This window comes from Paraburkholderia bannensis, from assembly GCF_014200455.1.
Lineage (GTDB): Bacteria > Pseudomonadota > Gammaproteobacteria > Burkholderiales > Burkholderiaceae > Paraburkholderia > Paraburkholderia bannensis_A.
Genome location: NZ_JACHBW010000001.1, coordinates 451,058 through 475,903, shown reverse-complemented (window position 1 = coordinate 475,903; position 24,846 = coordinate 451,058). Strand labels below are relative to the sequence as shown.

Sequence of the window (24,846 nt, the reverse complement as noted above, 5' to 3'; positions counted from 1 at the left end):
TAATTACTGTTGGTACACGAGGTCAGCACGGCGGTTCTGCGCCCACGATGCTTCGTCGTGGCCGGTTGCCAGCGGCTTTTCCTTGCCGAGGCTGACGGCTTCCATCTGCGAATCCGGCACGCCCATCAGCGACAGCGCCTTGCGGACGGCTTCAGCACGCTTCTGGCCCAGTGCCAGGTTGTACTCGCTCGTGCCGCGCTCGTCGGTGTTGCCCTGGATCAGGACGTGACGTTCCGGGTGCGTCTTCAGGTACTGTGCGTGTGCCTGAATCACGCTCTGGTAGTCATCCTTGACTGCGTAGCTGTCGAAGTCGAAGTACACGCTGCGCTTGGCGAGCGGGCTGTTCGGATCGTTCAGCGGATCGACGTTCACTTGCGCGACGGCGTTCGGGTTCGGTTGCGTGCTCATGTTGCCGGCGTTTGCGTTTTCGTCGGCCTTCGGAGCCGACTTACACGCTGCCAGCGCACCGATCATCAAAACGGCCAGAGCCAGGCGGACTTTATTCGACATCATTGTTGCTCTCCTGAAGTGTTATTGCATAAAAGGACCCCAGGACGGCTCGCGTACGCTGCCGCCCTGAACGGACAGGATTTGCCGCGTACGACCGTCGGTCGAAACAGCAGCCAGCACGCCACGGCCGTTCACCTGTGTGGCGTAAAGAATGTACTGACCGTTCGCCGCGAAGCTGGGCGATTCGTCATGTGTCGTGTCGGTCAGGGCGGTCGCTACGCCGGACTGCAGATCCTGAATGTACAGCTTAAATCCGCCCCCGGTGCGCGAGATGTACGCCAGCTGCTTGCCGTCCGGGCTGACCCGCGGGCTCGTGTTGTAGCTGCCGGAAAACGTCACGCGTTGCGCCGAACCAGCGCTTTCGCCCTGGGCTGACATCTTGTAAATCTGCGGCTGGCCACCGCGATCGCTCGTGAAGTAAATCGAGCGTCCGTCAGGAGAGTAGGTGGGTTCCGTATCGATCGTCGTGCCTTGCGTCAGTCGGCGCAGACCGGAGCCGTCTGCATTGACGGCGAAGATCTGGGTATTGCCCGTGCGCGAGAGGGCGACGGCAAGCGTGCGCCCATCCGGCGACCACGCAGGCGCCGAGTTATTGCCCTTCTGATCCGAAATGATGACGCGCCGCCCCGTGGGCAGGTCATGCACGTAGACGATGGGCTTTTTCTTTTCGAAAGAAACGTAGGCGACCTTGGTGCCGTCAGGCGACCAGGCCGGCGAGATGATCGGTTCCGGGCTGGAAAGCGCGATGTGCGCGTCCTGACCATCGGAGTCCGAAATCTGCAACTGATAGCGGCCGCCCGTCTTGATGACGTACGACAGACGCGTGGCGAACACGCCGCGGTCGCCCATCAGCTTTGCGTAGATGTAGTCCGCGACCTTGTGCGCGCTCATGCGCAGGCCGGCAGGCGGGCTTTGCAGCACGAGACCGCCGAGGCTTTCGCCCTTCACGGTGTCGTACAGTTTGAAGCGCACTTCGTACTGGCCGTTGGGCAACTTGTTGACGCTGCCGGCGACGAACGCATTGGCGCCCTTGGCCTTCCAGCCGCCGAGGTCGACCGAGTCGTTTTCCGACACGGGCGTGCTGCCCGCGTCCACGTTCGTGAACTTGCCGCTGCGCGCGAGGTCGGAGCGCACGATGGCGGCGACCTGCTGCGGCGAGTTCGCCTCGCCGGCGAATGTCGCCGTGGCGATCGGGAACTGGGTGGAGCCCACGCCGGTGACGAGGACGTTGAGTTGTGCGTGCGCGGCGCCGCCGACTGCAATCAGGCAGGACGCGACGAGGGTACGCAGGCCAAGCTTCGTCATCAAACTCATGCTGTGCTGTTTCCTGAAAAAGCGATATTTGTCACATCGCGGGACAGCAGACAGACCCGAAATGCATCGAATCGTTCCATGTCTGCTGCCGCGCGCCAGCTTATCTGTGCTTTGACTTGCGCCGTCAACCGGCCGGGCGCAAGGTAATCTTGAAGCTCGACGGCGTCTTGCCGTCGGTGTCTTGCGGCATCGGATCCGAGCGCTGCACCGCGCGCAGTGCAGCGTCGTCCCACGACGAGTTTCCGCTGCTGCGCGTGATCGTCGCCGAAAGCAACGTGCCGCTGGGCGCGCAATGCACCGATACCACCGTTTCGAGGCCCGACGTATCGCCGGCCCACACGATGTTCGGACGCACGCGGCGCTGCACCTTCTCGGCATAACCGGCCGATGCCGCATTGCCGCCCGAGCCGCTGCCCGTGCCGCTCTTCGCCAGGCCGTTGCCGCTGGAGCTTTCGCCGCCACCCACCGCACCTTGCATCTGGGCGATACGCGCGCGTCGTTCGGCGTCCATCTTTTTGGCCTGGGCATCGGCTTGCGCCTTGGCTCTGGCGGCCTTGTCGGCGTCGGCCTTCTTCTGGGCGTCGAGCTTCGCCTGCTTCTGCTGCTGTTCTTCTTCCTGCTGCTTCTTGAGCGCGTCTTGCTGCTGTTGCTGCTTGAGCTTTTCAGCGGCCTGTTGCTGCTCCTGCTGCTGTTGCTTGAGCTTCGCCTGCTTCTGCTGCGCGGCCAGTTGCGCCGCCTGCTGGGCAGCCAGCTGCTGCTGACGTTTCGCTTCGGCTTCCTGCTGCTGCTTGACGCGCTGCTGTTCGGCCAGTTGCGCCGCGCGTGCCGCTTCCTGTTGCTGCTTGCGCTTTTGCTGCTGCAAGGCGATGTCGGCGTCTTCAGTCTGCGGTGGCGGCGGGGCGGGCTGCACCGGCACGGGCGGCGGCGCGCGCTTGGGCGTGGAAAGATCCGGGACTTCGGTCCACAGTTCCGCTTCCTCGCCCGCCGGCGTGCTGTTCTGCCAGTGGATGCCGTGGTAGAGGAAGAAGCCGAGCAGCACGTGCATCACCACGGCGAGCGCTATAGCACGTCCCGTGCCGCGCTCACGCGGTGGCTGCAATGGATACGTTTCGTTCTTCCGGGTCATTGCGATTTAACGAGCAGTCCGACACGTTTGACGCCGCGCGCCTTCAGATCGGACATCACGTTCATCACCGTTTCGTACTTGACAGCCTTGTCGGCGGCGATCACGACCGGCTGGTCGGGATGGCTTTGCTCTCGATCGGCAACGAAACTGTTGAGATCGGCGCGCGACATGGTTTCCTGCTGCGTGGCGCCCGAATCATCCTTGTAGCGTACGCTCAGATTGCCGTCGGGACGAATGTTCACCACCACGGGCGGCACCTGCTGCTGCTGCGATGCGCCACCGACGGTCGGCAGATTGACAATGGACGGCGCCACCAGCGGCGCGGTCACCATGAAGATCACGAGCAGCACCAGCATCACGTCGATGTACGGCACGACGTTGATGTCGGCCATGGCACGGCGCGAGCGGCTGCCTCGCATGCTCGAACGGACTGAGCCTCCCATCTTCGACTCCTTTGAAGATTAGTGGGCCTGACGCTGCAGGATGTTCGAAAACTCTTCGATGAAGGTTTCGAAGCGAATCGCAAGACGGTCGATGTCGTGCGCGTAGCTGTTGTACGCAACGACGGCCGGGATTGCGGCAAACAGACCGATGGCGGTGGCCGTCAGCGCCTCGGCAATGCCGGGCGCGACGTTCGCAAGCGTCGCCTGCTGCACGTTCGCCAGACCGCGGAACGCGTTCATGATCCCCCAGACCGTGCCGAACAGGCCGATGTACGGGCTGACCGAGCCGACCGAAGCGAGGAACGAGAGGTTCGCTTCGAGCGCATCCATCTCGCGCTGGAACGCTGCGCGCATGGCGCGGCGCGCGCCGTCGAGCACAAGGCTCGGATCGTTCAGACGTTTCTCTTTGGCCTTGAGGAATTCGCGCATGCCCGACTCGAAAATGCGTTCGAGCGCGCCGATCGTGTGACGGTTGTTGGCGGCGCTTTGATACAGCGCCTGCAGGTCGCCGCCCGACCAGAAGTCGCGCTCGAAGCGCTCGGTCTGCCGGCGCGCACGGCGGATGGCAAACCACTTGCGGAAGATGAAGGTCCAGGAAATCAGGGAAAGCAGCAGGAGCAGTCCCATCACCGCCTGTGCCAGTATGCTCGCATTAAGAACGAGTGAAATGATCGACAGATCTTGTGTAGTGTTCATAAATATTCGTTGTGACGTCCCGGGAGGGGCGAGCGGCTGCAAGACAATACGAAGCTTCCCGAAGGCAAACGGCAAGACTTCACACAGCTGCGGCCGAACCCAGCTTGGTCCTGCGATGACCGACGCGAGTTCACTGGCGTCGTATCAACGGCAATAGTTAAGTTGTCGTTGACACAGCGGGTAAGACTTTCTTCATGCCACGCTCCAAAGCTGCGAAAACGTGTCCAGGAATGGCGGACGGGCGCATCGCGTCGCCGTCGACGCAGGCAACGCGAATTTTGCCCGTTGCCAGCAGCGTGTCGCCGCGCCACGCCTCCTGCATGAAGTCCACCGAGGCGCGCCCGAGCTTGTCCAGACGGCTCACGATCGTCACGACATCGTCGAGACGGGCGGGCGCCCGATAGTCGAGCGCCGTGCTGCGCACGACGAAGAGCGTGCCCGATTCCTCGGCCAGCCTGCGTTGATCGACGCCGCACGCGCGCAGCCATTCGGTGCGCGCGCGCTCGAAGAACTTCAGGTAGTTCGCGTAGAACACGATGCCGCCGGCGTCGGTGTCTTCGTAATAGACGCGTACCGGCCATGTAAAACCTTCCGCGGCCTGTGTTGGGGCCGTATCCGGCTTGCTAGTGGATCTTTCCATGCCGCGCATTCTACCGGAACGCATAAGCGTTACGCCGTTCGGACGACTGAGCTACGAAAGTATTCCGAAAGGTTTTAGCCGCGATTTTAGCCGCGATGAATGTTGAGTCCCGCGAAGCTCTGCGCGACCGGCATCAGTTCGATCGTGTTGATGTTCACATGCGCCGGGCGGGTGGCGATCCAGTAGATCGAATCGGCGATGTCCTCGGCCGTGAGCGGTTCGACATCCTTATAGACGTTGGCGGCCTTGGAGTCGTCGCCGCGGTAGCGCACGTTTGAGAATTCGGTGCCGCCGCACAGGCCCGGCTCGATATCCGTCACGCGTAGGGCCGTGCCCGCGAGGTCGGCGCGCAGGTTCAGGCTGAACTGGCGCACGAAGGCCTTGGTCGCGCCGTAGACATTGCCGCCCGCATACGGCCAGCGGCCTGCCACCGAGCCCAGATTGAAAATGTGACCGCGATTGCGCTCGACCATGCCCGGCAGGAACGCCCGGGTGACCTGCACCAGACCCGTGCAGTTGGTGTCGATCATGGTTTCCCACTCGTCCAGATCGGCTTTGTGGGCTGGCTCGACGCCCAGCGCGAGGCCGGCGTTGTTGACGAGCACGTCGATATTGGCGAATTCGGGCGGCAGGGCGGCGGGGGCGGCCTCGACAGCGGCGCGCTCGCGCACGTCCAGCTCGAACGGCAGCAGCGCGTCACCCAGCTCGGCGGCGAGGGCGTCGAGACGGTCCTTGCGGCGGGCGGTAGCGACGACGCGGTGGCCGCCCTTCACAAAGGCTCGGGCAATGGCGGCGCCAAATCCTGCTGATGCGCCGGTGACGAAGACAATCATGGTGGCTCCCTGGTCGGTAGAAGGCGAGGAAAGGGGAGAGCCTACTTCCAATGCCGCGCTGCGGCAAGGAAGCGGCAATACCCGCACGAGCCGCGCAAGCCGCGCCAGCCGCGGCTCAGGGGGCCCGAAGCCGGTCCGGTTGCCTAATATGGGCGGTTCCAATACACTAACGCGCTCAATCCCTGCGTGACTGGCGATAGGGTTCCCGACGGGCTGAGGTTGCAACTGCGGTTGTAACGTCTGTAACAAAAGCCCGGCAAGCTGTGCTCTGCATGGCTCGACTGGGGACTCAAGGTGGAGCGACCCACCGTGAAGCGCAGGGTGCCGTTTTGCCGTTCGCCTGGGCAGCCGAGTTCCGCGCGCTTTCAACAGCGCTGCACGGGCTGTCCTGCCTCGCGTGTGCGGCACCTTGTTCCGCCACGTCAAGGCTGGCCATAGCTCCTGGAGCGTTGCCAGCAGCGCCGCGTACCCGCTACGCGTTCCGCGCGAGACCCGGTCAACCTGAACACACTTAACGGAATCCGTATGTTTAACCGAGCCGAAAGCACCATCGCCAACGTCGATCCCGAACTCTTCGCCGCGATCGAACTCGAAAACCGCCGTCAGGAAGATCACATCGAACTGATCGCGTCGGAAAACTACACCTCGCCCGCCGTGATGGCCGCGCAGGGTTCGCAGCTCACCAACAAGTACGCCGAAGGCTATCCCGGCAAGCGTTACTACGGCGGCTGCGAAAACGTCGACGTCGTCGAGCAACTGGCCATCGACCGCGTGAAGGCGCTGTTCGGCGCTGAAGCCGCCAACGTGCAGCCGAATTCGGGCTCGCAGGCCAACCAGGGCGTGTTCTTTGCCGTCCTGAAGCCGGGCGACACCATCATGGGCATGAGCCTCGCCGAAGGTGGTCACCTCACGCACGGCATGGCGCTCAACATGAGCGGCAAGTGGTTCAACGTCGTGAGCTATGGTCTCGACGCGAACGAAGACATCGATTACGACGCACTCGAAAAGCGCGCGCATGAAACCAAGCCGAAGCTGATCATCGCGGGCGCATCGGCATTTGCGCTGCGCATCGACTTCGAGCGTATCGCCAAGGTCGCGAAGGCAGTTGGCGCGTACTTCATGGTCGACATGGCGCACTACGCCGGTCTGATCGCCGCGGGCGTGTACCCGAACCCGGTGCCGTTCGCCGATTTCGTCACCACGACCACGCACAAGAGCCTGCGCGGCCCGCGCGGCGGCGTGATCCTGATGAAGGCCGAACATGAAAAGGCCATCAATTCGGCAATCTTCCCCGGCATCCAGGGCGGCCCGCTGATGCACGTGATCGCCGGCAAGGCGGTGGCGTTCAAGGAAGCGGCATCGCCGGAATTCAAGACCTACCAGCAGCAAGTGGTCGAGAACGCCCGCGTGCTGGCTGAAACGCTGGTCAAGCGCGGTCTGCGCATCGTCTCGGGCCGCACGGAAAGCCACGTGATGCTGGTCGACCTGCGCGCGAAGAACATCACCGGCAAGGCAGCGGAAGCCGTGCTGGGTTCGGCGCACATCACTGTCAACAAGAACGCGATCCCGAACGATCCGGAAAAGCCGTTTGTTACGAGCGGCATTCGCCTGGGTTCGCCCGCGATGACCACGCGCGGCTTCGGCGTGAAGGAAGCCGAACAGGTGGGCAACCTGATCGCCGACGTGCTCGACAACCCGGAAGACGCAGCAACGATCGAGCGCGTGAAGGCGCAAGTTTCGGAGCTGACCAAGCGTTTCCCGGTCTACGGCTAAGCCAGGCACCAAGCCAGCATGCGCTGCCCTTTCTGCCGGCATGAAGACACGCAAGTGGTGGACTCGCGCGTGTCCGAGGACGGCGCCGCGATCCGGCGCCGCCGTCGCTGCCCGGCCTGCGACAAGCGTTTCACGACGTATGAGCGGGTCGAGCTGGCGATGCCGGCCATCGTCAAGAAGGATGGCAGCCGCACTGAATTCGACCGCCGCAAGATCATGGCGAGCATGCAACTGGCGCTGCGCAAGCGGCCCGTTGCTGCCGACGCGATCGACGCGGCGGTTGCCCGCATCGAGTACCAGCTGCTCGGTAGCGGCGAGCGCGAAGTGCGTAGCGAGCGCCTTGGCGAACTCGTGATGGGCGAACTTCGCGAGCTCGACAAAGTGGCCTTCGTGCGTTTTGCGTCCGTGTACCGGCGCTTCGAGGACGTCTCCGAATTCGAGGACGTGATCGAGGAATTCCGCCGTGCAAGCGGCGCGGCCACGCCGCCCAAAAAGCGCTGAACGCCAGCGCGCATTGCTGCTTCGCATTTCCCTTCTCCCAGCCGTTGCCCGTGACCCTCGCATTCTCGCGAGCCGATCGTGTGCGCGATAGCTAGCCGTTCGGCTAATTGTTCCGTTTTCCTTTCATCAATAGATTGATTGCAATTCCTCATCGCTAAGGATTGCAGATGAAACAGGCGGGCTTCTCCTTGCTGGAAACGATGGCGGTGATCGTGCTGATCGCGATCTGCGCGAGCGCAAGTGCGCCCGCGTTCGTCGCATGGCGCGTGCGCGATCAGGTCGATGCGCGAGCGAATGCGCTACTCGGCACGCTGTCTTATGCGCGCAGCGAAGCGATCCGCCGCAAGGCGCGCATCTCCGTGTGCCGCATCGACGCTGCGCGGCGATGCCTTGCAGCGGGCAAATCCTGTCCGTCAGGGCTCGCTGACTGGTCGTGCGGGTGGGCGGTGATGGCCGAGCGCGCTGGCGCGTCGGTGCTGTTGCGCGTGCAACCGTCTCTGGACGGGATTAGCGTGGCATCGGCGCTCACGGCGCTGACCTTTACGCCGCCCGCAGGGCAGATGATCGGCACGCTGCGCAACTTCGAGATTGCGCCGCGTGTGACTTCGGTATCGACAAAAGGCGCGGCCTGGCGGCGCTGCGTACGGGTCGCAGCGGGTGGGCGCGCGCGTATCAGCGATGGGGCGTGCGGAGTCGGGTCATGAGGCGGCGAACGCAGGGCGGCTCTGCGCTTCTGGAAGTTGCGCTGGCGATGGCGCTGATGGCGACCTGCGGCATGGGGCTGCTGAGCGCGCAGTTGGCGCTCGCGCGTCATGCATCGGCAAGTGCGACGCGAGCGCGTGCTGCTTTTGCCGTCGATGCGCTTGTGGAAACCACGCTTGAGACGGGCTCGCCGGCACGCGACCAATGGCGCGCGCGAGCTGCGGCGCTTGTGGCGAACGGACAGGTGAACCTGTCCCATTCGCAAGTCACGCTGTCATGGACCGATCTTCGCGATGAAGCCGCCGCCGGGCGTGACTGCGCGGGCACATCCGCGACTGAAGGAGGACGTGCATGCGTGGCGCTCGCATTCGCGCAATGAGGCGCAGCCTCGCGCCTGGGCGTGCGCGAGCCGGGCATACGCTGCTCGAATTCACGATTGCGATGGCGCTTGGACTGGTCGTGATTGTCGGTACGCTCGCCGCCTATCGTTCGCAGCGCCAGGCATTTGCGTATGCGATCGACGCCGCGCGTATCCATGAGGCCGGCGTGAGTGCCCTGACGCTGATCGGCGAGCAGATCCAGATGGCCGGCTTCGTCTCCGCTGACGATGCGAGCGCGCTTTCGGGGCCGCCGATTTTCGGCTGCAGCGCGGGGCGTCCCACCGGCGCTGTCGCGAGCCTGACCTGCGATGCCTTGTCGAGCCGCTCGGACGGCGTGGCGGTGCGTTATCGCGGCGACGCCCAATCGACTTGGCCCGCGACCAACGGGCAAGTCACCGATTGTCTGGGGCAGGCGGTCGGCGCAGCGCCGGGGGAGGTGCTCAATCGCTTCCACGCGAAGACAAGCACATCGACCGGCGAGCCCGAACTTTATTGCGAGGGCACGGGCAAGCCCGGCACTGCGCAGCCGCTCGTGGAGGGTGTCGAACGCCTGCGGGCGCGATATTGGACTAAAGGCGCGGCGCAGGCCGTCGACGCCGCTGCGCTGTCACGGGAGCGCTGGGATTCGGTCGTCTCGGTCGATCTGTGTGTGCTCGTGCGTGGCGCGCCGCTTGGGCGTCACGTACCTTACGTCGATTGCGAGGGGAGTTCGCTGACGTCGAGCGATGGGCGCGCCCGTCAGGCGTTCTGGCGGCATGTGGTGCTGCGCAACGTGCTGTGGGCGCAGCCATGAGATACGTGGCGACGTGCAGGAAAGCCGGGCGCGGCATCGCGTTGCCGGTCGTGCTGCTGCTTGTCTCGATGATGCTGGTGACGTCCGCGGCCTGGTTCGAGGCCTCGCTTTTCGAGGCGCGCAATGCCGCCGCCGTGCTCGACGAGTTGCAGTCTTTTCATGCCGCGGATGGCGCGTTGATGCTTTGCTCGCGAGCATTGGTTGACGCAAGCGCGTCGGCGTCTCCAGCTGCCGCGTCAGTTGGGGAGCCGCAGCAATGGCGGCGTCAGGAAGCGTTCGAGGCGTTGGCGACAACGCCTGCCTCATCGTGGCCGGGTTCGGTGCGTCCGCCGCAGTGCCTGGCGCAAACGTGGCGCATCGAAACGCGGCCTGCTGTGCGGGCGTGGCTTGTCACCGCGCGCGGATTCGGCGCGACGGAAGATGCGCAAAGCTGGCTGCAAATGCAGATTGTGTTGGACGGAACGCGTATCGAGCGCCATTGGCGGCGCGTCGTTGCACGGCCTTTTTGAGGAGCGGGAGGGAAAGCGATGCGACGCGAAGCGCGCGCCTTTACATTGCTGGAAATGATGATCGCGCTTGCGGCGGCGGCCATCGTTGCGGCATTTGCGGTGCCGGGCTGGCGCAATCACATTGCGCGCGGGCATCGCATCGACGCGGTCTCGGCGCTCTATCGGGCGGCGCAGTATGCCGATGCGCAGGGGGCGGCTGCGGCGTCCTTGCCGGCGGGCATCGATCAGGCGCCGCCGTCCGGCCATGCGGTTTATCGGCTGAAGCTGCTGTCAGGCGACGAATCGAACGGCGGCTATGCAATCGTCGCGTCGCCCACAGCCGCTGGGCCAATGCGCGACGATTCGTGCGGGGCGTTCGTGCTTGATGCCAATGGCGCGCGCAGTAACGAAGGTTCAGGCAACAACCTCGCCACCGGGGACTGCTGGAAAGATCGATGACGAGCGCTCAGGCCGACGGCCCGAGCCTCGCCTCAACCCGTGAGATCGTCCTCGTCCGATGCCGCGCGGCGTGCCTGGAGGTCGCCGCCGTCGCGGTGACGGCGCATCTGCTGCCACACGCGCCACGCTTCGTAGGCGGTGAAGGCGAGTCCGCCCCATTTGACGACGGGTTTCGCCGCGGAGGCGATACCGTCGCGCAGCGGCTTGGCCACCACGAACGAGACCAGCGAGCTCAAGATCGGATACTGCTTGAGCAGGCTGCTCAAGCCGCTGCCGAACGCACCCGTCGGACGTGAGGCGCTCGCTGCCGCGCGGCCGAAGCCCGGCACGAGAAAACGCAGCCAGCTGAAGTGCGTCACGGTCTCGCGCAACTCGATGATCGAGGCGGTCATTTCGGCGCGTTCGACGCTCGCGCGCACGAGCAGCAGTTCCTTGCGCAGGGCGCGCATCTGCGGCGTCGAGAGATCGCGGCTATGCGGGCGCGCGGGGCGGAAGGCTTGATCGAGGCGAAGTTGGCTCATGGCGTCGATGCTAGGGTTTGCGAAGGATTTCGCGGTCCTTCTCGAATTCTTCGAGCGTCGCCTGGAACACCAGCGGCGCGTTGCGCAGTCCCTGGCGCGCCTTGAGCGCGCAGACGAGGGCGGCGAGCGCGTAGACCAGCGTGATCCCGGCGAGCGCTTGCCAGCGCCACGTGTCCCAGAAGGCAATGGCGATCAGCGCGGTGAGCGCGATCAATGCCATGGTCGCCAGCATCATCGCCGCGAGTCCGAGGAACAGCACGCCCAGCAGGCGTTCCTTTTCTTCGGCCAGCTCGATGCCGATCAACTCAAGCCGTGTCTGAATGATCGAGAAGGCGGAGCCGAGGAGACGGCGCAACGGCCCATGTTCGTGCTGCGAGCGGGTGTCTGTCGTCATGGCGAATGAGAGTTACGCCAACGCGTGCGCGTCGGCGGGCGCGCGAAGAAGCTGCGCGAAAAAGCGCACAGAAAAGACAGGCCGGTGCAGCGCACCGGCCTGCTGTTCGAGCGCTGGGCCGAAGCGGTTCGCGGCGATGCACTGCGCCTGAGCGTGCTGTGCACAGGCCTGAACCCGCGTGCGGCACGCGTGCGGCATCACGGAGTGCAGCGGGTTCGCTAGAAACCCGCTGCACGAACCGTCGCGCGGGCGCGGTGCGGCGACCGACCCGCGCAAGGCTGCGGCAGATTACTTGCGGTTGATCAGCAAGCCCACGAGCACGCCGACGCCGGCGGCGATGCCGATCGACGCCCAAGGATGCTCGTGGACATAGTCATCGGTGGCACGCGCGGCCTTCTTGCCCTTCTCGACGACGACGACCTGAACGTCCGCCGCCTTTTCCTTCGCCTGCTTCAGGCGAGAGAGGGCCGTTTCGCGCAGCTCCGAAGCACGTTCGCCCGTGGCGCTCGCCGCTTGCTTGAGCAGGTCCTCTGCATCCGCGAGGACGGTTTTGATATCCGACATCAGCCTCTCCTTATTGACCTCTGACATTGACTGGCTCCCATCGTGTCACATTACGCGTGAATCGTAACAAAGAAACGGGCGCTGGCAAGCCTGGCGCGCCGCAATTGCATCCCGTTCGTCGATAAATCGACGCACGATTCGTTCCTGCAACGCCGATTTTCGCTGCTGCTTCGAGGATAGCGGGCGTTCACTTCCTTTCACCGCGCTCCTGATCGGCGAGTGCAAAAATCTGCAGGAGAGACATGGAGTTGATCCGGCACGTAAAGTTTCCGCGCTGCGAATCAAAATTACAAAAACTGATACCAGTGTGAACCAATGTTCGTTCGCGGGGCGTCAGGCTGCCCTGTATGCTTCAGAGTCGTGAATGTCCACCAATGCATCGGCTGGCCTCGCGCCGCTTTGGCAACGCATCGCGTCACATTGGATCAACACGGGCAGGCCTATCCTGGCACCGCCCACTTCGTTCAAAGGAACCGCACCATGAGTCTTCGTCTTGGCGATATCGCACCCGACTTCGAACAGGATTCGAGCATTGGCCGCATCAAGTTTCACGAGTGGCTCGGCAATAGCTGGGGCGTGCTGTTCTCGCATCCGGCCGACTTCACGCCGGTCTGCACGACGGAGCTTGGCCTGACCGCGAAGCTCAAGGACGAGTTCGAGAAGCGTAACGTGAAGACGATCGCGCTGTCGGTGGATAGCGCCGAGTCGCATAACGAGTGGATCAAGGACATCAACGAGACCCAGGCCGCGAGCGTGGGCTTCCCGATCATCGCAGACGGCGATCGCAAGGTTTCCACGCTGTACGACATGATCCATCCGAACGCCAACGAGACGCTGACGGTCCGCTCGCTGTTCGTGATCGACCCGAACAAAAAAGTGCGACTCATCATCACGTACCCGGCGAGCACGGGTCGCAACTTCGACGAAATCCTGCGCGTGATCGACTCGCTGCAGCTGACCGATCATTACCAGGTGGCTACGCCCGGCAACTGGAAGCAGGGCGACGATGTCGTGATCGTGCCGTCGCTCAAGGATGAAGAAGTCATCAAGCAGAAGTTCCCGAAGGGCTACAAGGCGCTGCGTCCCTACCTGCGTCTGACGCCGCAGCCGAACAAGTAAGCGCTTGCCGCGTTCGCGGGCGTTGCCTTCACGCGCGCTTCACTGCACAAAAGCAAAAAAGCGCCGCACGTTGGATCGTGCGGCGCTTTTTTGCTTTTGAAACTTCAGGTGACTTATCGCTTTCAGAAGAACGCCTGGATGCCTGTCTGCGCGCGGCCGAGGATCAGCGCGTGGATGTCGTGCGTACCTTCATACGTGTTCACCACTTCGAGATTGACGAGATGACGTGCCACGCCGAATTCGTCCGAGATGCCATTGCCGCCCAGCATGTCGCGTGCGAGACGCGCGATGTCGAGCGACTTGCCGCACGAGTTGCGCTTCATGATCGAGGTGATTTCCACGGCGGCCGTGCCTTCGTCCTTCATGCGGCCCAGGCGCAGACAGCCTTGCAGGCCCAGCGTGATTTCCGTTTGCATGTCGGCGAGCTTTTTCTGGATCAACTGGTTGGCAGCCAGTGGCCGGCCGAACTGCTTGCGGTCGAGCACGTACTGGCGCGCCGTATGCCAGCACGATTCCGCCGCGCCGAGCGCGCCCCAGGCAATGCCGTAACGCGCCGAGTTCAGGCAGGTGAACGGGCCGCGCAGTCCTTTTACGCCCGGCATGAGGTTTTCCTCGGGCACGAAGACCTCGTCGAGCACGATTTCGCCAGTGATCGACGCGCGCAGGCCCACCTTGCCGTGGATGGCCGGCGCTGAAAGACCTTTCCAGCCTTTCTCCAGAATGAAGCCGCGGATGTCGTCGCGGCCGTCTTCTTCGAGCTTGGCCCAGACCACGAACACATCGGCGATCGGCGAATTCGTGATCCACATCTTCGAGCCGGAAAGCGAATAGCCGCCGTTGACCTTCTTCGCGCGCGTGACCATGCTGCCCGGATCGGAGCCGTGGTTCGGCTCAGTCAGGCCGAAGCAGCCGATCCATTCGCCGCTGGCGAGCTTGGGCAGGTACTTCTCTTTCTGCGCGTCCGAGCCGAATTCGAAGATCGGCACCATCACCAGCGACGATTGCACCGACATCATCGAGCGATAGCCCGAATCCACCCGCTCCACTTCGCGCGCGATCAGACCATAGGCGACGTAGTTCAGACCCGGGCCGCCGTATTGTTCGGGAATGGTCGGGCCGAGCAGGCCGACTTCGCCCATCTCGCGGAAGATCGAGGCGTCGGTCTTTTCGTGGCGGAACGCTTCGGTCACGCGCGGCGCGAGCTTGTCCTGCGCGTAAGCGGCGGCGGCGTCGCGCACCATGCGCTCGTCTTCGGTGAGCTGCTGGTCGAGCAGCAGCGGGTCTTCCCAATGGAACTGGGCGTGTGCGGCCATGGTGTCTCTCCTGAGTCTCGTAACCTGCTTAACCTCTGATTTGCTTCAGATAAGGCAATTTGCGCTTGACTTTTGTTCCGCTAAGCGGAACAATGTTTTGCAAATTCACTTCAGTGTATCACCAGCCCGCTCATGTCCGCGCCAGAAATGAATTCATCTTCCTCGTTTGCGTCGACGCTGGCTTCCGGGCCCATCGACGAACGCAAATTCGTGGTGGCGCTCGCGCGCGGGCTGGAATTGCTGCGCGCGTTCCGCCCAGGCGAGACGCTGCTGGGCAATCGCGATTTCGTCGAGCGCACCGGCTTGCCCAAGGCGACAGTGAACCGGCTGGCGTATACGCTCACCACGCTCGGCTATCTGCGTTTCGACGAATCGCTGGGCAAATATGCGCTCGACGCGGGCGTGCTCTCGCTGGGCTTTGCGCTGCTTTCGGGCACCGACACGCTGGAACTGGCGCGCCCGCATCTGCGCGCGTTCGCGCGCGAGGTGGGTGCGGCGGTGTCGCTGGGCTGTCGCGACGGCCTGGACGTGATCTATCTGGAGACGATCCGCAGCGAAACCGCGCTCACGCTGGGTCTTGCTTCAGGCTCGCGGCTGTCGATGCTGACGAGTTCGATGGGGCGCGCGTATCTGGCCGTGCAGCCGCTCGACGTGCGCATGGCGCTGTTCGCGGAACTGGAAAAGGCGGCGCACGCCGCGGGTGAGGATGGTCCGGCGCTGGTTGCGGCGGCAAAGCGCGAGATCGAAAACTTCGCGAAGGAAGGGGCGTGCTTTTCGTTTCGCGACTGGCACGAAGACGTCAACGCCGTGGCCGTGCCGTTTCGCGAGCCGCGCGAGCGGCGCTGGCTGGTGCTCAGTTGCAGCGGACCGGCTTCGTCGATGGGGCCGGACGTGTTCCGCGAGCGCGTTGCGCCGCTGCTGAAGTCGCTGGCGCGCAGGTTGGGCGAGACGGTGTGAAGCGGCGCTGAAAAAGAAAAAGCCGGGAGTCGGTTTGATCCGCTCCCGGCTTTTTTACTTGCTGCCCGCGCGAGCGGCTCAGTGATTGAGCTTGCCCAGCAGCAGGAATTCCATCAGCGCCTTCTGGACGTGCAGGCGGTTTTCCGCTTCGTCCCAGACCACGCTTTGCGGGCCGTCGATCACCTCGGCGCTCACTTCCTCGCCGCGGTGAGCGGGCAGGCAGTGCATGAAGAGGGCGTCGGCATTGGCGCGCGCCATCATCTCGGCGTCCACGCACCAGTCGGCGAAGGCCTGCTTGCGCACTTCGTTTTCGGCTTCGAATCCCATGCTGGTCCACACGTCGGTGGTCACGAGATCGGCGCCTGCGCACGCTTCGTTCGGATCTTCGAACACGGCGATGAACGGCTTGCTTTCTTGCGCGACGAGCGCCGGGTCGAGCTGATAGCCCGGCGGCGTCGAGATGCGCAGCTTGAAGTCGAGGATCTGGGCCGCTTCGATCCACGTGTAGAGCATGTTGTTGGCGTCGCCCACCCATGCCACGGTCTTGCCGCGAATCGGGCCGCGATGCTCGTAGAACGTGAAGATGTCGGCCAGCACCTGGCAGGGGTGATACTCGTTCGTCAGGCCGTTGATGACCGGCACGCGCGAGCTTTCCGCGAATCGCTTGATGATGTCCTGGCCGAACGTGCGGATCATGATGATGTCGACCATGCGCGAGATGACCTGCGCGGAGTCTTCGATCGGCTCGCCGCGGCCAAGCTGCGTGTCGCGCGTGTTCATGAACACGGCGTGGCCGCCCAGCTGGAAGATGCCCGCTTCGAACGACAGGCGCGTGCGCGTCGAGTTCTTCTCGAAGATCATCGCGAGCGTGCGGTCGTGCAGCGGATGGTAGGTCTCGTAGCTCTTGAACTTGCGCTTCAGGATGCGCGCGCGCTCCAGCACATAGTCATACTCTTCAAGAGAGAAATCCGAGAACTGCAGGTAATGGCGAATGGTCCGGGATGTCATGAAGCGAAAACGGCGCCCGATCCGGCCTCGAATTGCAGGAGAGGGCCGGCGACGCCGCTGCGGTTGGTGGTAAGTCAAAGCAGCATAAAGGATTTTGCGGAATTTGACGAGTTGACGAAAAGGCGGCGCGCGATCGTGCGTGCGCGTCGTCAGCAATGCGTGCAATGCCTGATTCACCCTCAAGTTCATCTCGCGCCAGGCCGTCAAATGTCCTGTGTGCGGTGCGTCAAAAGGTGCGCTGCGCTATAATCCGATAGATTTTTCAGGCACGGCAGAAGGCTGGATGTGCTGGGTGCGCACACGATGCGAAGCCCGCGCAAAGCCCGCCGCAGCGGCCTGTGCGCCGGCACCGCCGCTGAGCCGGTCCGCACGCAGCGACGTCACACAGGTACTCCTACATGGCCGAAGAAGCCCCAACCGAATACTTCATTCAAGGCATCACCAGCAAAGGGAAGAAGTTTCGTCCGAGCGACTGGTCGGAGCGTCTGGCGGGTGTGATGTCGAGCTTCGGGCCGAAGGCGTCGGCGAACGCGCGCGGGCCGAACGCCTATCTGCGCTATTCCCTCTACGTGCGGCCGACGATGATCGGCGACCTCAAGGTAGTGGTGCTCGATTCGCGTCTGAAGGATATCGAGCCGATGGCGTTCAACTTCGTGCTGAACTTTGCCAAGGACAACGATCTGGTGGTGACCGAGGCCTGCGAACTGCCGCACGATCACGCTACGCAGCAGAGCGGGGAAGTGAAGCGCTAAGGCGCATTCGTCCGCGCAGCAGTGCAGCAAAAAACGACCCGCCCATGCGGGTTTTTTTACGTCTGACATAAAAGCGGGTGGGCACAAAAAAACCCGCCGAAGCGGGTTTTTCGTGCAGCGTCAGGTCGAACCTGATTCGCTTAGGCCATTGCCTTGACAGCAGCAGCCAGGCGGCTCTTATGACGAGCAGCCTTGTTCTTGTGGACGATCTTCTTGTCCGAGATGATGTCCAGCGTCTTTGCCGACGCCTTCAGGATTTCAGCAGCAGCAGCCTTGTCGCCTGCGTCGATTGCCTTGCGCACAGCCTTGATAGCCGTGCGGAACTTCGAGCGCAGTGCCGAGTTGTGTGCGTTTGCCTTGGTGGCTTGACGAGCGCGCTTGCGTGCCTGTGCGGTATTTGCCATTACTTTTTCCTTGATTATCTGGGCGCGTACTTGCCGACGCCCGTTGCCTGGATTTGCGCCACGGGCAATGCCCTGGAGCGCAAAACGGTATTTGCCGGTTCGCGTCGAAATTCGTCGCTTGCCAGCCGCGCTCCTTGTGCCAAAGCGCCAGACTTTCGCCGTGCCGCTTCCTTTCCGGAGCGCGTTTTTCTGTGTGCTTCTCTGCGTTTCTTCTTTCCTGACCCAATTCCGGCCGGGAATCGACGATTATAGCAACGAAATCATAGACGTGGCAATCGCCGCACGACGACCAGCCACCAGGCCGGCAGGGGACAGTACATCAAAGAGGCAACCCGCTCTTTTGCGACGAGGTCAGAATGCTGCCCCTTCGCGGCCCGAAGTTACAAGTTGTCACGCCGCCATTCGCATTCAGGAGCCGCCCAGCGGCGATGGGTCAAATGGCACCCGTATAATAAGCGCCCCATGAATCTATTCCGAGCCCTGCTGACGGTCAGCGGCTTCACGCTGCTGTCTCGCGTGACCGGACTGGCCCGCGAGACGCTGATCGCCCGAGCATTCGGCGCGAGTCAGTACACCGACGCCTTTTACGTCGCGTTCCGCATTCCCAACCTGCTGCGCCGCATTTCGGCCGAAGGCGCGTTTTCGCAGGCTTTCGTGCCGATCCTCGCGGAGTTCAAGAACCAGCAAGGCCACGACGCCACGCGCGCGCTGGTCGATGCCACGTCGACGGTGCTCGCATGGGTGCTCGCCATCCTGTCGGTGCTGGGCATCGTCGGCGCGTCATTCGTCGTGACCGTGGTCGCGTCGGGCCTCAAGAGCGACGGGCAGGCCTACCAGCTTGCCGTCACGATGACGCGCATCATGTTCCCGTACATCGTGTTCATTTCGCTGACGTCGCTGGCGTCCGGCGTGCTCAACACCTACAAGCAGTTTTCGCTGCCCGCGTTCGCGCCGGTGCTGCTCAACGTGTCGTTTATCGTGGCGGCGGTGGCTTTCGCGCCGCGCATGCATCAGCCAGTCTTCGCGCTGGCGTGGGCGGTGATCGTCGGCGGCGTGCTGCAGTTCCTCGTGCAGTTGCCGGGCCTCAAGCGCATCGACATGATGCCGCGCATCCATCTGAACCCGCTCAAGGCGCTCGCGCACCGCGGCGTGAAGCGCGTGCTCGCGAAAATGGTGCCGGCCATGTTCGCGGTGTCGGTCGCGCAGATCAGCCTGATCATCAATACGAACATTGCCTCGCGCTTAGGGCCGGGCGCCGTTTCGTGGATCAACTACGCCGACCGCCTGATGGAGTTCCCCACGGCGCTGCTGGGCGTGGCGCTCGGCACGATCCTGCTGCCGTCGCTGTCCAAGGCGCACGTCGATGCCGATCCGCACGAGTATTCGGCGCTGCTGGACTGGGGCTTGCGCGTGACTTTCCTGCTGGCGGCGCCGTCGGCGATTGCGCTGTTTTTCTTCGCCGAGCCGCTCACCGCCACGCTGTTCGACTACGGCAAGTTCGACGCCAACTCGGTCATCATGACCGGCCGCGCGCTCGCGGCGTACGGCGTGGGGCTGATCGGCCTCATCCTCATCAAGATCCTCGCGCCCGGTTTCTACGCGCGCCAGGACATCAAGACGCCGGTGAAGATCGGCGTAGGCGTGCTGATCGCCACGCAGATCAGCAACTATATTTTCGTGCCGATCTTCTCGCACGCGGGCCTCACGCTTTCCGTGGGGCTGGGCGCCTGCATGAACGCGCTGCTGCTCTTTATCGGCCTGCGCCGCCGCGGCATCTATATGCCGTCGGCGGGCTGGTCGACGTTCTTCGTGCAACTGATCGGGGCGTGCCTTGTGCTGGCAGGCGCCATGCACTGGTGTTCAATCAGCTATGACTGGATTGGCCTGCGCCACGAGCCGCTCGCGCGCATTCTGCTGCTCGGGTCCTGCCTCGTGCTGTTCGCGACGCTATATTTCGGTATGCTTTGGTTGATGGGCTTCAAATACGGCTACTTCAAGAGGCGCACGAAGTGACGACCATGAACTCGCGGGTCCTGGATTATTTCAGCGCGCTCGTCGCGGAAGACGAAAGCCTGCCGCTCACCGAAGCGGCGCTGTCGATCGCCCAGGATGCCTACCCCGATCTCGATCTGCAAGGCACGCTCGCCGAAATCGACGAGCTTGCGCTGCGCGTGAGCCGTCGCTTGCCCGAAGGTGCGGACGTGCGCCAGCAGATCGCGTTTCTGAACCGCGTGTTCTTTCGTGAGATGGGTTTCGCCGCCAATCTCAACGACTTTCTCGATCCCGACAACAGCCATCTGCATGTGGTGCTGCGCCGTCGGCGCGGCATTCCGATTTCGCTGGCCGTGCTGTATCTGGAAGTCGCCAGCCAACTGGGTTTGCCGGTGCGGGGCGTGTCGTTCCCGGGGCATTTCCTGCTGCGTGTGGCGCTGCCCGACGGCGATGCAATGCTCGACCCCACTACGGGCCGCGCGCTCACCGAATCCGATATGGTCGAAATGCTCGAACCTTACGTGGCAAACGCGGGCGATTCCGTCGCGCGGGCGCTGCGCATGCTGCTCGAACCGGCCACGCGGCGCGAGATCGTCGCGCGCATGTTGCGCAATCTGAAATCGGTCTATCTTCAGACCGAACGCTGGGAGCGCTTGCTGGCCATCCAGCAACGCCTCGTCATCCTGCTGCCGGACAGCATCGAGGAAGTGCGCGACCGTGGCTTCGCTTACGCGCGGCTCGAATACGTGCGGCCCGCGCTGGAGGACCTGGAGACGTATCTCGACGAACGCCCGGACGCCGACGATGCGACCGTGGTCGAATCGCAGTTGCAGGAGTTACGGCAACGGATGCTCGATAACGACTGAAGCTGCGCGCTTCGCGATCAAAAAAGCCCGCTGAAGCGGGCTTTTTGCGTCTTATCGCGTCGCAGATCCAGGCTTACTTCGGCTGCATGCGGATCGCGCCGTCGAGGCGGATGACCTCGCCGTTGAGCATCGGGTTCTCGAAGATCTGCTTGACCAGCAGCGCGTACTCGTCGGGCTTGCCCAGACGCGAGGGGAAGGGCACCATCGCGCCGAGCGCGTCCTGCACGTCCTTGGGCATGCCCAGCAGCATGGGCGTTTCGAAGATGCCGGGGGCGATTGTCATCACGCGGATGCCGCTGCGCGACAGATCGCGCGCGATCGGCAGCGTCATGGCGACCACGCCGCCCTTGGAAGCCGCGTAGGCCGCCTGGCCGATCTGGCCGTCATACGCCGCAACCGAAGCCGTATTGACGATCACGCCGCGCTCGCCGCCTTCGTTGGGCGCGGTCTGCGCGATCGCAGCGGCCGCGAGTCGGATCATGTTGAACGTGCCGATCAGATTGACCGAGATGGTCTTGCTGAACGCGTCGAGCGGATGCGGGCCGTCCTTGCCGACGGTCTTGAGCGCGGGCGCGATGCCCGCACAGTTCACCAGGCCGCGCAGCGTGCCCAGCGCCGTAGCGGCGGCTACGGCTTTCGCACCGTCTTCTTCGCTCGCGACGTTGCATTTCACGAACACGCCGCCCAGTTCCTGGGCGAGCGCGTTGCCGGCTTCCTCGTTGAGGTCGGCGATTACGACCTTGCCGCCTCCGGCCGCCATCATGCGCGCCGAAGCCGCACCGAGGCCCGAAGCGCCGCCGGTGATCAGGAATACGTTGTCGCGGATTTGCATCTGTCTTCCTCCTTGCTGCTCGATGAATGTTGTTTTATGCGCGAGTGGCTAACGGGCCAGCCCGCGACTCATCGGCGAAACGCAGCAGAGGAGTGTAGGCGCAGAGGGCCGGCCAGAAAGCAAAACGGGCGAGGCCGGCGGTATCGCCGGGCCTCGCCCGGCTTTGGCCGGCTGGAGACGGGTTACGCTCTTACTTGAGGGCGTCGAATGCGCGGTTGCGGATTTCGTCCACGCTGCCCAGACCCGAGATCGCGCGATACTGCGGCGCCTGCAGGCCGTTTTCTTCACCGCGCTTCGCCCATTCGCTGTAGTAGCTGATGAGCGGCTTGGTTTGCGCGACGTACACGTCGAGACGCTTGCGCACCGTCTCTTCCTTGTCGTCGTCGCGCTGCACGAGCGCTTCGCCCGTCACGTCGTCCTTGCCTTCTTCCTTGGGCGGATTGAACTTGACGTGGTACGTGCGGCCCGATGCCGGGTGCATGCGGCGGCCGCTCATACGCGTGATGATTTCGTCGAACGGAACGTCGATTTCCAGCACGTAGTCGATCGCCACGCCTGCCTGCTTCATCGCTTCTGCCTGCGGCAGCGTACGCGGGAAGCCGTCGAACAGATAACCGTTCTTGCAGTCGTCTTCCTTCAGACGTTCCTTCACCAGGTTGATGATGAGTTCGTCGGTCACGAGTTCGCCCGCGTCCATGAAGCGCTTCGCTTCGAGGCCGAGCGGCGTGCCCGCCTTGACCGCCGCGCGCAGCATGTCGCCGGTCGAGATCTGCGGAATGCCGAACTTTTCTTTGATGAAGGTTGCCTGGGTTCCCTTGCCCGCGCCGGGGGCGCCCAACAGGATCAAACGCATTTCAACTTTCTCCGATCTGTGTGAATTCTTGCGGCGCGGCGGCTGCCCTTGAACTGGTTCAGGGCGGCATCTGCGGCGTCGTGCGTCTCCTACCCGTTTGCTCGTGCCCGACACGCCTCTTGCATCATGTCAGAGGCCGGCGGCGCTGTGCCAGACCCGCGCATGCCTTCAGGGCCGGAAATGGAATCCGGCGCGGCGCGCAGGGTGGCGTAAAGCCGGGGAAGGCTGCGAGCAAAACCGGGCAACGGTGGGGGAAACCCCCACGCACAAAGGCTTGGACGGCTCGCGCAAACAATTGATTATGCCATGGGTTTTTCGGCCCACCAGCGCTATTAAGGTCGGAATAACGCCTGTACACGGGCGAGGTCGGCGGGCGTGTCGACACCGGGCGCCGGTGCTTCATCCGTGACCAGCACGGCGATGCGCTCGCCGTGCCACATCGCACGCAGTTGTTCGAGCGCTTCCACCTGCTCGATCGGCGAGTGCGCGAGGGTGGGATAGGCACGCAGGAATTTGGCGCGATAGGCATACAGGCCGATATGCCGATAAACCGTCGCCGGAGCAGGCGGGGCGGGCATCGCGGCCAGATCGAGGCGGCCCGGCGACCAGTGCGGCTGCCAGGCGTCGCGCGCCCAGGGAATGGGGGCGCGCGAGAAGTAGAGCGCGACACCCTGCGCATCGAGCACGACCTTGACGACGTTCGGGCTGAAGATCTCGTCCGCGGCCGTGATGGGGTGCGCAGCCGTGGCGATCGCGCACTCGGGGTGGGCGGCCAGGTGCGACGCCACGTCGCAGATCAAGGCGGGGTCGATCAGCGGTTCGTCGCCCTGAACATTGACTACGATCAGATCATCGTTCCAGCCGAAGTGCTCGGCGACTTCCGCCAGGCGATCCGTGCCCGAGGGATGGTCGGCGCGCGTGAGAACGGCTTCGAAGCCATGCTCGCGTGCGGCGTCCAGCACGCTCTGTGCGTCCGAAGCCACCAGCACCTGCTGGGCGCCCGATGCGCGGGCGCGCTCGGCCACGCGCACGACCATCGGCTTGCCGCCGATATCGGCGAGCGGCTTGTTCGGCAGCCGGGTGGATGCCAGGCGCGCCGGCACGACGGCGATGAAGGGTTGCAAGGGAGGGGTCATGACCAGTTCGGGCGAGGTGAGGCCTGCCGGCGGAGACGGCAAATTCGTTGGATTCGGTGAATCAGGCGGCGGGGCCGTTCGGGTCGACGGGCGTGCCTTCGACGGTCTGACGGGCTTCGTCGACGAGCATGACGGGGATGCCGTCGCGGATCGGATAGGCGAGCTTGTCGGCGCTGCAGATCAGTTCCTGCGCGGCGCGATCGTAGCTGAGCGGGCCCTTGCAGATCGGGCAGACCAAAATTTCAAGCAGACGAGCGTCCACGGAGTTTCTCCACAACCAGGGTGATAAGGCGATGATCGAGCGCGGCTTCCACAGGGACAACCCAGATGCGCGCGTCGTTCCAGGCCCCCAATTTTACTGCATCCTTTTCGGTGACCAGGATGGCGTCGGCATCGATTTCGGCGAAGGGGTTCGAGGTGTAGTCGTAATGGTCGGGCAGCGGCAGCGTCTGCGGCGCGAGACCGGCCGCGCGCAGCGTCGCGAAAAAGCGCTCCGGGGAGCCGATGCCGGCCGCCGCGACGAGGCGCTGCGGCGCTTGCGCGGTTACCGTCGTACCTGCCGTCTTGCCTGCTGTCGTACCGGACGTGGTACCCGCAGCCGCGCTCGCGCCGAACTGCGCAAGCGGGCGGCGCAGCGCCGGATTCGCCAGATGCCAGGCCTCGCCCGGTTCCAGTTTGAGCGCGAAGGTGTTGGGCCAGTCGGGCAGCGCGCGCTCGAACGGATTGTTGATCAGCGTGGCGTCACGGTGCCGCGAAAGCGGCTCGCGCAGCGGACCGGCGGGCAACAGGAAGCCATTGCCGCCCAGCCGATGATCGAACACCACGAGTTCGAAGTCGCGCGCGAGGCGATAGTGCTGCAGGCCGTCGTCGCTCACGATCACGTCGACGTCGCGATGCGCGGCGCACAGCGCCTGCGCTGCCGCCACGCGCTCGGGCGAGACCCACACGGGCACGCCGGTGCGGCGCGCGATCAGCAGCGGTTCGTCGCCGCAGGCGCGCGCGGGCGTGGCTGGCGTGACGGGCGTGGGGCGATCGATTTTCGCGCCGTAACCGCGCGATACCACGCCGGGCGAGTAACCGGCCGCGCGCAGCGCTTCGACGAGCGCGATCACCGTGGGCGTCTTGCCCGTGCCGCCAACCGTCACGTTGCCCACCACCACGACCGGCACGCCCACGCGCACCGATTTGAGCCAGCCGGCCGCGAAAGCCGCGCGGCGCGCGCCGCTCACGGCCGCGAACACGGCGGCCAGCGGCGAGAGCGCCCACGCGAGCGGGCCGCGCTCCTGCCACGCGCGCGCGACCGTGCTTTCGGTGCGCGCCTTGAAATCGGCGAGAGGCGAGCTCATCGGCGGGCGCGGAGTGTGAGCTTCGCGGTTGGCGTGGGCATCGGACGGCGGGACGGCAAGGGCATCGGAGCGGTTCTCCTGTTCGGAAGGGACGGACGGCGGCGCACGAGGGCCATGCCTCGCCGGGCCGT

31 protein-coding genes and 1 riboswitch are annotated in these 24,846 nt (G+C 64.0%); of the genes, 13 read left to right on the top strand and 18 right to left on the bottom strand.

Features of this window, described 5'->3' with window-relative positions; genetic code table 11:
* Window positions 1-3: 3 nt before the first annotated feature.
* The 7 genes from pal to ydfG form a co-directional block, all read right to left on the bottom strand.
* Window positions 4-513, bottom strand: a complete 510-nt coding sequence (gene pal / locus F4827_RS02230) for a peptidoglycan-associated lipoprotein Pal (RefSeq protein WP_167069791.1) — start codon at window positions 511-513, stop codon at window positions 4-6.
* 18 nt (window positions 514-531) lie between these two features.
* The gene (gene tolB / locus F4827_RS02225) at window positions 532-1,824 is read right to left on the bottom strand and encodes a Tol-Pal system beta propeller repeat protein TolB (protein WP_183720190.1); all 1,293 of its coding nucleotides are present in this window, start codon (window positions 1,822-1,824) and stop codon (window positions 532-534) included.
* 124 nt (window positions 1,825-1,948) lie between these two features.
* Complete coding sequence (gene tolA / locus F4827_RS02220) at window positions 1,949-2,950, bottom strand: cell envelope integrity protein TolA (RefSeq protein ID WP_183720193.1); 1,002 nt, start codon at window positions 2,948-2,950, stop codon at window positions 1,949-1,951.
* Window positions 2,947-3,393, bottom strand: a complete 447-nt coding sequence (gene tolR / locus F4827_RS02215) for a protein TolR (protein ID WP_183720196.1) — start codon at window positions 3,391-3,393, stop codon at window positions 2,947-2,949. The genes tolA and tolR overlap by 4 nt, the downstream gene beginning before the upstream one ends.
* A gap of 18 nt (window positions 3,394-3,411) precedes the next feature.
* Window positions 3,412-4,089 (bottom strand): protein TolQ, encoded by a 678-nt coding sequence (tolQ, locus tag F4827_RS02210; RefSeq protein WP_027817805.1) that lies wholly within the window; start codon window positions 4,087-4,089, stop codon window positions 3,412-3,414.
* Window positions 4,090-4,246: 157 nt separating this feature from the next.
* Window positions 4,247-4,738 carry a tol-pal system-associated acyl-CoA thioesterase gene (ybgC, locus tag F4827_RS02205; RefSeq protein ID WP_183721308.1) on the bottom strand — a complete coding sequence of 164 codons (492 nt, stop codon included), beginning with the start codon at window positions 4,736-4,738 and terminating at the stop codon, window positions 4,247-4,249.
* Between the two features lie 77 nt (window positions 4,739-4,815).
* Entirely contained in the window at window positions 4,816-5,562 is a 747-nt protein-coding gene (ydfG, locus tag F4827_RS02200) for a bifunctional NADP-dependent 3-hydroxy acid dehydrogenase/3-hydroxypropionate dehydrogenase YdfG (RefSeq protein ID WP_183720199.1), read from the bottom strand.
* Window positions 5,563-5,738: 176 nt separating this feature from the next.
* A riboswitch (ZMP/ZTP riboswitch) is annotated at window positions 5,739-5,915 on the top strand.
* Between the two features lie 172 nt (window positions 5,916-6,087).
* Here ydfG and glyA point away from each other — a divergent pair.
* The 7 genes from glyA (at window position 6,088) to F4827_RS02165 (ending at window position 10,658) form a co-directional block, all read left to right on the top strand.
* Window positions 6,088-7,335: a serine hydroxymethyltransferase gene (glyA, locus tag F4827_RS02195; RefSeq protein ID WP_183720202.1), complete on the top strand. Its 1,248-nt coding sequence runs from the start codon at window positions 6,088-6,090 to the stop codon at window positions 7,333-7,335.
* Window positions 7,336-7,353: 18 nt separating this feature from the next.
* Window positions 7,354-7,836 (top strand): transcriptional regulator NrdR, encoded by a 483-nt coding sequence (nrdR, locus tag F4827_RS02190; protein ID WP_028220157.1) that lies wholly within the window; start codon window positions 7,354-7,356, stop codon window positions 7,834-7,836.
* 167 nt (window positions 7,837-8,003) lie between these two features.
* Window positions 8,004-8,540: a GspH/FimT family pseudopilin gene (locus F4827_RS02185; protein WP_183720205.1), complete on the top strand. Its 537-nt coding sequence runs from the start codon at window positions 8,004-8,006 to the stop codon at window positions 8,538-8,540.
* Window positions 8,537-8,917: a hypothetical protein gene (locus F4827_RS02180; protein WP_183720208.1), complete on the top strand. Its 381-nt coding sequence runs from the start codon at window positions 8,537-8,539 to the stop codon at window positions 8,915-8,917. The genes F4827_RS02185 and F4827_RS02180 overlap by 4 nt, the downstream gene beginning before the upstream one ends.
* Complete coding sequence (locus F4827_RS02175) at window positions 8,890-9,711, top strand: PilW family protein (protein WP_260184404.1); 822 nt, start codon at window positions 8,890-8,892, stop codon at window positions 9,709-9,711. The genes F4827_RS02180 and F4827_RS02175 overlap by 28 nt, the downstream gene beginning before the upstream one ends.
* Window positions 9,708-10,220 (top strand): pilus assembly PilX N-terminal domain-containing protein, encoded by a 513-nt coding sequence (locus tag F4827_RS02170; RefSeq protein WP_260174786.1) that lies wholly within the window; start codon window positions 9,708-9,710, stop codon window positions 10,218-10,220. The genes F4827_RS02175 and F4827_RS02170 overlap by 4 nt, the downstream gene beginning before the upstream one ends.
* An 18-nt stretch (window positions 10,221-10,238) precedes the next feature.
* The gene (locus F4827_RS02165; protein WP_183720214.1) at window positions 10,239-10,658 is read left to right on the top strand and encodes a type IV pilin protein; all 420 of its coding nucleotides are present in this window, start codon (window positions 10,239-10,241) and stop codon (window positions 10,656-10,658) included.
* Between the two features lie 32 nt (window positions 10,659-10,690).
* On the opposite strand, the gene F4827_RS02160 is transcribed toward F4827_RS02165, so the two are convergent.
* Window positions 10,691-11,179 (bottom strand): DUF3318 domain-containing protein, encoded by a 489-nt coding sequence (locus F4827_RS02160; protein ID WP_183720217.1) that lies wholly within the window; start codon window positions 11,177-11,179, stop codon window positions 10,691-10,693.
* A 10-nt stretch (window positions 11,180-11,189) separates the two neighbouring features.
* Window positions 11,190-11,573, bottom strand: a complete 384-nt coding sequence (locus tag F4827_RS02155; protein WP_103706409.1) for a phage holin family protein — start codon at window positions 11,571-11,573, stop codon at window positions 11,190-11,192.
* Between the two features lie 84 nt (window positions 11,574-11,657).
* Between F4827_RS02155 and F4827_RS02150 the strand changes: the two genes are divergently transcribed.
* Window positions 11,658-11,795, top strand: coding sequence for a hypothetical protein (locus F4827_RS02150; protein ID WP_183720221.1), 138 nt, complete (start codon window positions 11,658-11,660; stop codon window positions 11,793-11,795).
* Between the two features lie 66 nt (window positions 11,796-11,861).
* Here F4827_RS02150 and F4827_RS02145 read toward each other — a convergent pair whose 3' ends face one another.
* On the bottom strand, window positions 11,862-12,164 hold the full coding sequence (locus tag F4827_RS02145) for a YqjD family protein (RefSeq protein WP_007584918.1): 303 nt from the start codon (window positions 12,162-12,164) through the stop codon (window positions 11,862-11,864).
* A gap of 453 nt (window positions 12,165-12,617) precedes the next feature.
* On the opposite strand from F4827_RS02145, the gene F4827_RS02140 reads away from it, so the two are divergent.
* The gene (locus tag F4827_RS02140; protein ID WP_183720224.1) at window positions 12,618-13,256 is read left to right on the top strand and encodes a peroxiredoxin; all 639 of its coding nucleotides are present in this window, start codon (window positions 12,618-12,620) and stop codon (window positions 13,254-13,256) included.
* 122 nt (window positions 13,257-13,378) lie between these two features.
* On the opposite strand, the gene F4827_RS02135 is transcribed toward F4827_RS02140, so the two are convergent.
* On the bottom strand, window positions 13,379-14,569 hold the full coding sequence (locus F4827_RS02135; RefSeq protein ID WP_183720227.1) for an acyl-CoA dehydrogenase: 1,191 nt from the start codon (window positions 14,567-14,569) through the stop codon (window positions 13,379-13,381).
* 147 nt (window positions 14,570-14,716) lie between these two features.
* Between F4827_RS02135 and F4827_RS02130 the strand changes: the two genes are divergently transcribed.
* Complete coding sequence (locus F4827_RS02130; RefSeq protein ID WP_183720230.1) at window positions 14,717-15,526, top strand: IclR family transcriptional regulator; 810 nt, start codon at window positions 14,717-14,719, stop codon at window positions 15,524-15,526.
* Window positions 15,527-15,604: 78 nt separating this feature from the next.
* On the opposite strand, the gene argF is transcribed toward F4827_RS02130, so the two are convergent.
* Window positions 15,605-16,534, bottom strand: coding sequence for an ornithine carbamoyltransferase (gene argF, locus F4827_RS02125; protein WP_183720234.1), 930 nt, complete (start codon window positions 16,532-16,534; stop codon window positions 15,605-15,607).
* 398 nt (window positions 16,535-16,932) lie between these two features.
* Here argF and F4827_RS02120 point away from each other — a divergent pair, with 398 nt between their 5' ends.
* Window positions 16,933-17,286 (top strand): DUF3579 domain-containing protein, encoded by a 354-nt coding sequence (locus F4827_RS02120; RefSeq protein WP_183720237.1) that lies wholly within the window; start codon window positions 16,933-16,935, stop codon window positions 17,284-17,286.
* Window positions 17,287-17,426: 140 nt separating this feature from the next.
* On the opposite strand, the gene rpsT is transcribed toward F4827_RS02120, so the two are convergent.
* Window positions 17,427-17,690 (bottom strand): 30S ribosomal protein S20, encoded by a 264-nt coding sequence (gene rpsT / locus F4827_RS02115; protein ID WP_027817787.1) that lies wholly within the window; start codon window positions 17,688-17,690, stop codon window positions 17,427-17,429.
* Between the two features lie 462 nt (window positions 17,691-18,152).
* Between rpsT and murJ the strand changes: the two genes are divergently transcribed.
* Both murJ and F4827_RS02105 read left to right on the top strand, forming a co-directional pair.
* Window positions 18,153-19,703: a murein biosynthesis integral membrane protein MurJ gene (gene murJ / locus F4827_RS02110; RefSeq protein WP_183720240.1), complete on the top strand. Its 1,551-nt coding sequence runs from the start codon at window positions 18,153-18,155 to the stop codon at window positions 19,701-19,703.
* 5 nt (window positions 19,704-19,708) lie between these two features.
* The gene (locus tag F4827_RS02105; RefSeq protein ID WP_183720243.1) at window positions 19,709-20,548 is read left to right on the top strand and encodes a SirB1 family protein; all 840 of its coding nucleotides are present in this window, start codon (window positions 19,709-19,711) and stop codon (window positions 20,546-20,548) included.
* A 73-nt stretch (window positions 20,549-20,621) separates the two neighbouring features.
* On the opposite strand, the gene F4827_RS02100 is transcribed toward F4827_RS02105, so the two are convergent.
* From F4827_RS02100 to lpxK, 5 genes are all read right to left on the bottom strand, one after another.
* Window positions 20,622-21,380: a 3-hydroxyacyl-CoA dehydrogenase gene (locus tag F4827_RS02100; protein ID WP_183720246.1), complete on the bottom strand. Its 759-nt coding sequence runs from the start codon at window positions 21,378-21,380 to the stop codon at window positions 20,622-20,624.
* A gap of 190 nt (window positions 21,381-21,570) precedes the next feature.
* On the bottom strand, window positions 21,571-22,233 hold the full coding sequence (adk, locus tag F4827_RS02095; RefSeq protein WP_183720249.1) for an adenylate kinase: 663 nt from the start codon (window positions 22,231-22,233) through the stop codon (window positions 21,571-21,573).
* Window positions 22,234-22,565: 332 nt separating this feature from the next.
* Window positions 22,566-23,369 carry a 3-deoxy-manno-octulosonate cytidylyltransferase gene (gene kdsB, locus F4827_RS02090; RefSeq protein WP_183720252.1) on the bottom strand — a complete coding sequence of 268 codons (804 nt, stop codon included), beginning with the start codon at window positions 23,367-23,369 and terminating at the stop codon, window positions 22,566-22,568.
* 61 nt (window positions 23,370-23,430) lie between these two features.
* Window positions 23,431-23,631 (bottom strand): Trm112 family protein, encoded by a 201-nt coding sequence (locus F4827_RS02085; protein WP_183720255.1) that lies wholly within the window; start codon window positions 23,629-23,631, stop codon window positions 23,431-23,433.
* Window positions 23,612-24,715, bottom strand: coding sequence for a tetraacyldisaccharide 4'-kinase (gene lpxK, locus F4827_RS02080; protein WP_183720258.1), 1,104 nt, complete (start codon window positions 24,713-24,715; stop codon window positions 23,612-23,614). Before lpxK ends, F4827_RS02085 begins: the two co-directional genes overlap by 20 nt.
* Window positions 24,716-24,846 lie beyond the last annotated feature (131 nt).

What these genes read in the sequence shown, in the direction of transcription:
- F4827_RS02140 (WP_183720224.1), top strand. Translation starts at nt 12,618, where the DNA reads ATGAGTCTTCGTCTTGGCGATATCGCACCCGACTTCGAACAGGATTCG.
- glyA (WP_183720202.1), top strand. Translation starts at nt 6,088, where the DNA reads ATGTTTAACCGAGCCGAAAGCACCATCGCCAACGTCGATCCCGAACTC.
- F4827_RS02145 (WP_007584918.1), bottom strand. Translation starts at nt 12,164, where the DNA reads ATGTCAGAGGTCAATAAGGAGAGGCTGATGTCGGATATCAAAACCGTC.
- lpxK (WP_183720258.1), bottom strand. Translation starts at nt 24,715, where the DNA reads ATGAGCTCGCCTCTCGCCGATTTCAAGGCGCGCACCGAAAGCACGGTC.
- tolB (WP_183720190.1), bottom strand. Translation starts at nt 1,824, where the DNA reads ATGAGTTTGATGACGAAGCTTGGCCTGCGTACCCTCGTCGCGTCCTGC.
- F4827_RS02160 (WP_183720217.1), bottom strand. Translation starts at nt 11,179, where the DNA reads ATGAGCCAACTTCGCCTCGATCAAGCCTTCCGCCCCGCGCGCCCGCAT.
- tolQ (WP_027817805.1), bottom strand. Translation starts at nt 4,089, where the DNA reads ATGAACACTACACAAGATCTGTCGATCATTTCACTCGTTCTTAATGCG.
- F4827_RS02135 (WP_183720227.1), bottom strand. Translation starts at nt 14,569, where the DNA reads ATGGCCGCACACGCCCAGTTCCATTGGGAAGACCCGCTGCTGCTCGAC.
- ybgC (WP_183721308.1), bottom strand. Translation starts at nt 4,738, where the DNA reads ATGCGCGGCATGGAAAGATCCACTAGCAAGCCGGATACGGCCCCAACA.
- F4827_RS02165 (WP_183720214.1), top strand. Translation starts at nt 10,239, where the DNA reads ATGCGACGCGAAGCGCGCGCCTTTACATTGCTGGAAATGATGATCGCG.
- ydfG (WP_183720199.1), bottom strand. Translation starts at nt 5,562, where the DNA reads ATGATTGTCTTCGTCACCGGCGCATCAGCAGGATTTGGCGCCGCCATT.
- tolR (WP_183720196.1), bottom strand. Translation starts at nt 3,393, where the DNA reads ATGGGAGGCTCAGTCCGTTCGAGCATGCGAGGCAGCCGCTCGCGCCGT.
- kdsB (WP_183720252.1), bottom strand. Translation starts at nt 23,369, where the DNA reads ATGACCCCTCCCTTGCAACCCTTCATCGCCGTCGTGCCGGCGCGCCTG.
- F4827_RS02105 (WP_183720243.1), top strand. Translation starts at nt 19,709, where the DNA reads ATGAACTCGCGGGTCCTGGATTATTTCAGCGCGCTCGTCGCGGAAGAC.
- nrdR (WP_028220157.1), top strand. Translation starts at nt 7,354, where the DNA reads ATGCGCTGCCCTTTCTGCCGGCATGAAGACACGCAAGTGGTGGACTCG.
- argF (WP_183720234.1), bottom strand. Translation starts at nt 16,534, where the DNA reads ATGACATCCCGGACCATTCGCCATTACCTGCAGTTCTCGGATTTCTCT.
- F4827_RS02180 (WP_183720208.1), top strand. Translation starts at nt 8,537, where the DNA reads ATGAGGCGGCGAACGCAGGGCGGCTCTGCGCTTCTGGAAGTTGCGCTG.
- F4827_RS02100 (WP_183720246.1), bottom strand. Translation starts at nt 21,380, where the DNA reads ATGCAAATCCGCGACAACGTATTCCTGATCACCGGCGGCGCTTCGGGC.
- F4827_RS02120 (WP_183720237.1), top strand. Translation starts at nt 16,933, where the DNA reads ATGGCCGAAGAAGCCCCAACCGAATACTTCATTCAAGGCATCACCAGC.
- F4827_RS02175 (WP_260184404.1), top strand. Translation starts at nt 8,890, where the DNA reads ATGCGTGGCGCTCGCATTCGCGCAATGAGGCGCAGCCTCGCGCCTGGG.
- F4827_RS02155 (WP_103706409.1), bottom strand. Translation starts at nt 11,573, where the DNA reads ATGACGACAGACACCCGCTCGCAGCACGAACATGGGCCGTTGCGCCGT.
- tolA (WP_183720193.1), bottom strand. Translation starts at nt 2,950, where the DNA reads ATGACCCGGAAGAACGAAACGTATCCATTGCAGCCACCGCGTGAGCGC.
- murJ (WP_183720240.1), top strand. Translation starts at nt 18,153, where the DNA reads ATGAATCTATTCCGAGCCCTGCTGACGGTCAGCGGCTTCACGCTGCTG.
- pal (WP_167069791.1), bottom strand. Translation starts at nt 513, where the DNA reads ATGATGTCGAATAAAGTCCGCCTGGCTCTGGCCGTTTTGATGATCGGT.
- rpsT (WP_027817787.1), bottom strand. Translation starts at nt 17,690, where the DNA reads ATGGCAAATACCGCACAGGCACGCAAGCGCGCTCGTCAAGCCACCAAG.
- F4827_RS02130 (WP_183720230.1), top strand. Translation starts at nt 14,717, where the DNA reads ATGAATTCATCTTCCTCGTTTGCGTCGACGCTGGCTTCCGGGCCCATC.
- adk (WP_183720249.1), bottom strand. Translation starts at nt 22,233, where the DNA reads ATGCGTTTGATCCTGTTGGGCGCCCCCGGCGCGGGCAAGGGAACCCAG.
- F4827_RS02170 (WP_260174786.1), top strand. Translation starts at nt 9,708, where the DNA reads ATGAGATACGTGGCGACGTGCAGGAAAGCCGGGCGCGGCATCGCGTTG.
- F4827_RS02185 (WP_183720205.1), top strand. Translation starts at nt 8,004, where the DNA reads ATGAAACAGGCGGGCTTCTCCTTGCTGGAAACGATGGCGGTGATCGTG.